Source organism: Pseudofrankia coriaricola, assembly GCF_001854805.1.
Lineage (GTDB): Bacteria > Actinomycetota > Actinomycetes > Frankiales > Frankiaceae > Pseudofrankia.
Map to the genome: position 1 here is coordinate 25535 of NZ_MBLO01000240.1, position 6665 is coordinate 32199.

7 protein-coding genes are annotated in these 6665 nt (G+C 72.6%); all 7 read right to left on the minus strand.

Translation table 11 applies throughout. From position 1 onward, the window contains the following. Positions 1-37 precede the first annotated feature (37 nt). Positions 38-544 (minus strand): nuclear transport factor 2 family protein, encoded by a 507-nt coding sequence (locus BCD48_RS32800; RefSeq protein WP_071052266.1) that lies wholly within the window; start codon positions 542-544, stop codon positions 38-40. Beyond that, positions 537-1859, minus strand: coding sequence for an aromatic ring-hydroxylating oxygenase subunit alpha (locus BCD48_RS32805; protein WP_071052267.1), 1323 nt, complete (start codon positions 1857-1859; stop codon positions 537-539). Before BCD48_RS32805 ends, BCD48_RS32800 begins: the two co-directional genes overlap by 8 nt. Positions 1860-1988: 129 nt before the next feature. After that, the gene (locus BCD48_RS32810; RefSeq protein ID WP_071052268.1) at positions 1989-3128 is read right to left on the minus strand and encodes a substrate-binding domain-containing protein; all 1140 of its coding nucleotides are present in this window, start codon (positions 3126-3128) and stop codon (positions 1989-1991) included. Between the two features lie 85 nt (positions 3129-3213). Then, a complete protein-coding gene (locus BCD48_RS32815; RefSeq protein ID WP_071052269.1) occupies positions 3214-4146 on the minus strand; it encodes an ABC transporter permease in 933 nt (310 codons plus the stop codon). Beyond that, the gene (locus BCD48_RS32820) at positions 4143-4967 is read right to left on the minus strand and encodes an ATP-binding cassette domain-containing protein (RefSeq protein ID WP_312622714.1); all 825 of its coding nucleotides are present in this window, start codon (positions 4965-4967) and stop codon (positions 4143-4145) included. The genes BCD48_RS32815 and BCD48_RS32820 overlap by 4 nt, the downstream gene beginning before the upstream one ends. A gap of 13 nt (positions 4968-4980) precedes the next feature. Then, complete coding sequence (locus BCD48_RS32825; RefSeq protein WP_116271740.1) at positions 4981-5853, minus strand: aspartate dehydrogenase domain-containing protein; 873 nt, start codon at positions 5851-5853, stop codon at positions 4981-4983. A 1-nt stretch (position 5854) separates the two neighbouring features. Further along, positions 5855-6665 (minus strand): gamma-glutamyltransferase (locus BCD48_RS49935; protein WP_198543489.1); only part of this gene is annotated, 811 nt, incomplete at its 5' end.

A 6665-nucleotide genomic window follows, 5' to 3' on the forward strand; every position in this document is an offset into this window, starting at 1 on the left:
CGTCTTTCTCCTGAGATCTCCGGGCGGCGCGCGGCCGTCAGGGGGTGTCCATGTGCTCGACGGCGACCCAGCCCTTGTCGAACGGTGTGGTGAAGAAGTTGCGGACCCGCAGATGCGCGATCAGCCACTGCCCGTCGACCCGGGTGAAGTCGTTGTCGTAGGAGCCGGCGATCCAGAGCGGGGTGTTGTCCCGGTAGGTGCAGGCCTGGAAGTACGTCCACTGCCCGCGCGCGGTGTCGCCGCTGACCTGGACCTTCCCCTTGGCGAGGAAGTGCGCGGCGAAGGGCATCCGCGCGACGTTGCGGTCGAACTTCGGTACGAGCGCCGCGCGGCCGACGGCGGCCCAGCCGCGGTTGCCATGCGGGCCGACGCTCTCCCACCTGCCGTCCTCGGCGAACAGCCTGGCGACGGCCTCGCCCTTGCCGGTGGGCAGGTCGGCCGCCTCCATGTAGGCGGCCATGAGCTCCTCGACCGCGAGCTTCGACTCGAGCACGTCGAGCCGTTCGAGCAGCCTTGCCACGTCGGGGGACACCTGCTCAGGCACCGGCGTCCACCCCCACCGGGCCGCCGCCCGCGGGCCGTGCCTTGTCGAGGACGCGCAGGTAGCGCTCCAGCAGCCACTGGTTGAGCTGCGGGATCGTCGACTCCAGCCAGGACAGCGGGCCGCGTGGCGCATGGCGGGAGGCGTAGCCGCGGTGCAGCGCCCGCGTCGTCTCCTCGTCCTGGTGGATCGCGACCGCCTTGCGGGTGACCTGGGCCGCGTAGGCGTCGGCGAAGCCGGGCTGCTCGACGGCGGCCTTCGGGTACAGGTCGACGCGGCGCAGGTCGATCGTGCCGGGGCCGGTCGGGAGCAGGAACGACATCGACGCGAAGGTCGGCTGGAAGATGCCGAACAGCAGCGGCGGCACGGAGGCGAACATCACCCGGCGGCGCTGCTCGTCGGTCAGTCCCGGGATGAAGGTGGTCATCCGCTCGCCGTCGTTGCCGAGGCTGAGCTCCTCGGACTTCAGGTACGTCGGGTGCATCACCTGGCCGTCCCCGGGGTCGAACACGCCGAACCGGGCGAGCCGGGACGGCGCCGCGTCGTGGGCGTCCTTGTGGACGTAGCCGGTGTGGTAGGGCTCCAGGGCGTTGTCGTGGTGCAGCTTCCAGTTCCAGGTGAGGCCCTCGCGCAGCGTGGCCGGCATGGGGACCAGCTCGTCCAGGCCGAACGTGGACAGCTCCTCGTCCAGCTTCGCGAGCGTCGGCGCGAGCGGCGCCGCGTCCGGGTCGAAGGTGACGAACACCAGGCCGTGGAAGACCTCGGTGCGTATCCGTGGCAGCCGGATCTCGGCGCGCAGCCGCTCCAGCGGCACCGTCTCGCGCATCGACGGCGCGGCGACCAGCGAGCCGTCCAGCTCGTACTGCCAGTTGTGGTACGGGCAGACGAGCCGGCCGCCGGGCAGGCACGGGGCGGCCGCCTCCCGCGCGCCCAGCCCGTCGAAGATCGCGTGGCCGCGGTGCTGGCAGATCGCCGAGAGGACGTAGACGTCACCGGCGGCGCCGCGGACCATATCGGCTGAGGGGTCCGCGGCGGCGCGAGGCTCCGCCATTTTCGCGCCGCCACGGACCATGATCAGCGGTTCGTCCAGGACCTTGAGCGGCAGGTGGTTGCCGGGCTCCGGCACCTCGCCCACGTGGCCGACGCACAGCCACTCCCTGGCGAAGATCGCCTCCTTCTCGAACTGCCAGAACTCCTGGCTGGTGTAGACCTCCCTGGGCAGCAGCCGGGCGGTCGCGATCGGGTCCGCGCAGTGCTCGATGTCGCCGAGGATCTCCGCGGCGCGGTCGAGCACGCGCTCGTCGAGCGAGATGGTCATGGTCCGGTGCCTCCTTCCCCACCGACTGGCGGGCCGGCACCCGGCGTGCGTCGAGACGTTCGGCGCTCCGGGTGGTCGGCGGCCAATCGGCGGGGACCCCTCGGGATGGTCAGGGCAGAAAGTGCGGGTTCAGGACGCCTTGAGGCCGATGCCCGCCTGGACGTACTCGTTGGTGAAGAGGTCCGCGGGGGTGAGGCCGGACTTGATCGGCTTGCCCTGCTTGTCGAAGATCGGCGTCAGGATGTCGATCATCTTCTGGACCCGGGTCGTGTCGAACCGGCCGAGGGTGCCCGTCGAGTCGTTCGTGACGAGCTTGCGGTCGACCATGGTCTTGACGGCGTAGGCGTCGAGGCCGGCGCTGGTCTGCCAGAACTCGCCGATCTCCGCGTTCATCTTGTCGATGCGGTCGGTCATCGGCTTGGGGTTGGCCAGGTAGTCGACGGTGGACTGCTGGACCATCGGGATGAACTTCTTCAGGCACTCGCTGTACTTCTTCGCCACGTCCGGGCGCATCGAGAAGGAGCTCGCGTAGTTCACGTAACCCGAGTCGTAGACCAGCAGGTCCTTCACCGGCTTGTTCCAGTTCTTGGTGTCGAACTGGTACTTGTACGGCTCGCTGCTGGCCAGGCCGGACTGGACGATGGCCCCGTCGGCACTCACCCAGCGGTCCGCGCCGCCCTGGTAGGAGCTGTCGACCTGGCTGGACTTCAGCTGGCCGGAGCCGACCAGGTAGTCCATGTAGGTCGAGCCCTCGAAGTAGAGGACCTTTGTGTCGGTCCTGCCGATGTCGGCGATGGTCTTGAAGTCGTAGTGGCCCGGGTCGTACATGAGGATCTGCGGGTCCTTGTCGAAGTAGCTCAGGACCGCGACCGTCGGCTGCTTCTCGGAGTTCTGGATCGCCTCGTCGGTCGCCAGCAGGCCGGCGAACAGCGAGTCGTCCTTGTACAGCTGCGCCGTCACCTGGTCATTGCCCGTGAGCGGGCCGCCGGCGCGGACCTCGACCGTGATGCCAGTGTCGCCGAGCGGGCCGGAGTAGACGCCCTTGGTGGCGTCCATCTTTCCGTTCGGGCCGATCAGGTTGTAGATACCGCCGTACTCTGCCTCCGGGAACCAGCTGGTCTGGATCGCGATCGTGCTCGGGCAGATCCCGGACAGCGAGCCAGCGGCGGCGGGCGCCGCGGCCGTGTCCGAGTCGTCCCCGCCACAGGCCGCCAGGGTGAGGGCCAGCGCGGTGGCCGCCGCCGCTGGTATGAGGCGTCGTGATCTCATCGTTCTCCTGTTTCCGAGCAGTGCGGGGGAATGAGGCGGTGGTGCGGTGCGGTGCGGCGCCGCGCTGCGCCGGGGAGATCGGGAGCTAGCTCGGCTTGCGCTGGGCGGAGGCGTGCCAGTTGCGCAGCACGTACTTCGTGACGGCGGTGTTCAGCAGGAACAGCGCGAGGCCGAGCAACGAGGAGCAGAAGATCGCCGCGTAGAGGCGCTCGGTCTCCAGCGCGTTGCGGTAGATGTCGAGCAGCCGGCCGATGCCCGGCTGGCCCTGGCGGAAGAAGAAGTCGGCCACGATCGCGCCGATCACGGCCAGGCCGCCGGAGGTGCGCAGGCCGGTCAGGATCCCTGGCAGCGCCGCGGGCAGCTCCAGGCGCCACAGCCGGGCGAGCCGGCCGGCCTTCATCAGCGCGAACAGGTCGCGCTGCGACGGCTCCACGGACTGCAGCCCGAACAGCGTGTTGGTGATGATCGGGAAGAGCGAGAGCACCGAGCAGATCAGGATCCGGCTGGTCAGCCCGAACCCGAACCACAGCCCGACCAGCGGCGTCATCGCGAGCACCGGCAGCGTCTGCAGCGCCACCGCGTACGGGTAGATCGAGCGTTCCACCCAGCGGGTCTGCGCCATCAGCACCGCTACCGTGAACCCGACCGCCGACGCGATCGCGAACCCGGACAGCGCCACCTGGGTGGTGTTGCCCAGGCCGCGCAGAATGTCGGAGAAGTTGCCCCAGTCGAGGAACCCGACCCGGATCACCTCGTGCAGCGGCGGTAGCAGGAACCGCCGCCGCGGCGTGAGCGCGACGTAGGAGACGAGATACCACAGGCCGCAGAACGCGGCGAACACGGCGACCGGCGGCCCGGCCGTCGCGGCTGTGCGGCGCGGCCAGGACGTCTGCCCGCCCGCCAGCGCGGGCTCACCCACGGCGGGCCTCGCGGCCCCGGCGGCCGCCTCGGCGCGCGGGCTCACCGCGGCCGCCTGGGCGGCAGAGGGCGTCGTGGCCGAGGGGGTTGTGATGGTCATTCGGCTCCTCCTCGCAGGCATTCGCCGATCTGTCCGGTGAGCGCCGCGAACTCGGCCTCGGCCCGCAGCCGGGGAGTCCGCGGGTAGGGGAACGGGACCGCGAACTCGCCGATGATCCGGCCGGGGCGGGCGGACATCACCACCACGCGGGACGACAGGAACACCGCCTCGGCGATCGAGTGCGTCACGAACAGGCCGGCGAACCGCGACCCGCTGAAGATCCGCAGCAGCTCGCCGTTCAGCCGCTCCCGGGTGATCTCGTCGATCGCGCCGAAGGGCTCGTCGAACAGGAACAGCCGAGGGTCGAGGGTGAGGGCGCGGGCGAGGCTCGTACGCATCCGCATGCCGCCGGACAGCTGGTTCGGGTAGCGCTTCTCGAATCCGGTGAGCCCGACCATGTCGATCGCCGCCTGCGCCTTGCGCAGCCGCTCGCTCTTGGGCTCGCGACGCAGCTGGGAGCACAGCGCCACGTTGTCGAGCACGTTGCGCCAGGGCAGCAGCGTCGGGTCCTGGAAGACGTAGGCGATGTGGTCGTCCGGCGCGGTGACGGAGCCGTGCGTCGGGGCCTGCAGGCCGGACGCGATCCGCAGCAGCGTGCTCTTCCCGCAGCCGGACGGGCCGACGATCGAGACGAGCTCGCCCGGCGCGACGTCCAGGCTTACCTGGTCGACGGCGTGCACCCCGCCGCGAAACACCATGTCCACGTCGTGGAAGCTCAGTACCGGCGGCTCGGCGGGCCAGCCGGTTGGCTGGCGCGGGATGGTGACCTGGCCGGTCGCGGGCGGCTCCCCCGGGGACCGTTCGTGGGCCTGCATGGTCATGCGACGCTCCCTCTCAGGACGCGGGCGGTGTCGGGTGCGGCGGCCAGGGCGTCGGCCGTGGCCCGTGGGCCCCCGGCGGCCACGGCGGGGCGCCACCGGGCGGGCCGGGGGCCGGCCGCGAGCCCAGCTGCTCGAGGACGGCGACGACCGACCACATGGTCAGCGTCGACGTGCGCCCGCCCGAGCCCGCGACGGTCTCGTTGACGAACTCGAACCGGTAGCTGCCGACCGCGGTGTCAGCGGTGATCTCGTGACGGGTGCGGGTCGCCGCCGGGTCCGCGACGACCACCACCCGCACGTCGTCCAGGCCGCAGGTGGCGCTCGCGAGCGTGACCGCGACGTTCGCCGTCCTTGGGAAGCGCAGCGCCGCGGCCCGAGCGGTGCCGTCGAAGACCACCATGGGCTCCCGGTCGCCGTCGCCGTCGCTCGCGCTGGCGAGCGCCTCGGGGCGCTTGGTCGTGGTGAGCCGGACGGCCGCCGGGCCGCCCGCGCGGACCGCGGCGCGCAGCGTGTCCAGCCCGCCGACCGCGCCCGCCGGCACCAGCCAGCGGCTCCCACCGGTCTCGGCGGCCGCGGCCAGGCCCGCGGCCACGGCGTCGTCGGCGAGCGCTGCCGGGCTGCACATCACCAGGTCGACCCCGGCGGCGAGCACCGCCGGGCCGTACGCGCCGAGCGCCGCCACGCCCGCCGCCTCGACGACGACGTCGGCGCCTTCGGTCAGCAGTGCGGCGGCGCCGGCTGGCGCGTCCCGGGAGGTGACGACCGCGGCGAGCGCGCACCCGCGCACGTCTCCGGCGGCCAGTAGGCCGCGCAGCGGCGCCCCGATGCCGCCGGCGCCGAGCAGCGACACCCGCAGCGGCCCCTGGCCTCGCGGAGGTCTCGTCATGTCACACCCCCACCGCGGTCGCGCCGATGCCCGGGTCGGCCGCGCCGACGAGCGCGTCGCCACCCGCCCGGCCGACGACGACGTGCGCCGGCCGGACCGCGGTCGCGGTCTCGTCGGCCCACACCGTCCCGGTGGCGGTCGTGCTCCAGCGGCGGGTGGTGAGCACCCGGTCGAGCGCGTGCCCGAGGACGGCGGCCGTCGGCAGCCCCCGCCCGGCGCCCGACTCGTGGGCGTCATCGGCATCGATACGGTCGAGCAGGCCGGTGATCACCTGCGCGTTCCAGGCGACCTGCTGCTCGCCGCCGGGGGTCGCGCCGAACAGCGTCGGTCGCCCGTCGCCGTCGCCGCCGGCACCCAGCGCCCAGGCGTGCAGGGTGGTCGGCGGGCGGCGGCCGGGGGCCGGTCCGTCCGGCGCGCCGGGCCGGCCGAAGCCGCGCCCCGCCCGGTTGGACAGCACGAGGTCGTACTCGTCCACGATCAGGCCGCTGCCGAACTGCGGGAATGAGTTCGAGTGGACGATCACCACGATGGCGCCCTCGTCGTCGGTGGCGCCGACCACCGACGTGCCCTCGATCACCGACGTGCCCTCGACCGAACCGGCGGATCCGGTGGCGGTCGCGCGCGCCGGGGCCCGGCCGGCCGCGGGTTGGGCGGTCGCGCCACCAGGCGCCGCCGGCGTGGCGGTGCCGCGCAGGCGGCGGACCGCCGACCGCGCCGCGGCGGCGAGGTCGCCGCCGCGATCGGCCTCGCGGAGCGCGCCGAGCAGGGCGGGGCCGTAGGTCGGCGCGGGGGTGGCCCACACGGTGCGCTCG

What these genes read in the sequence shown, in the direction of transcription:
- BCD48_RS32820 (WP_312622714.1), bottom strand. Translation starts at nt 4,967, where the DNA reads ATGACCATGCAGGCCCACGAACGGTCCCCGGGGGAGCCGCCCGCGACC.
- BCD48_RS32815 (WP_071052269.1), bottom strand. Translation starts at nt 4,146, where the DNA reads ATGACCATCACAACCCCCTCGGCCACGACGCCCTCTGCCGCCCAGGCG.
- BCD48_RS32805 (WP_071052267.1), bottom strand. Translation starts at nt 1,859, where the DNA reads ATGACCATCTCGCTCGACGAGCGCGTGCTCGACCGCGCCGCGGAGATC.
- BCD48_RS32825 (WP_116271740.1), bottom strand. Translation starts at nt 5,853, where the DNA reads ATGACGAGACCTCCGCGAGGCCAGGGGCCGCTGCGGGTGTCGCTGCTC.
- BCD48_RS32810 (WP_071052268.1), bottom strand. Translation starts at nt 3,128, where the DNA reads ATGAGATCACGACGCCTCATACCAGCGGCGGCGGCCACCGCGCTGGCC.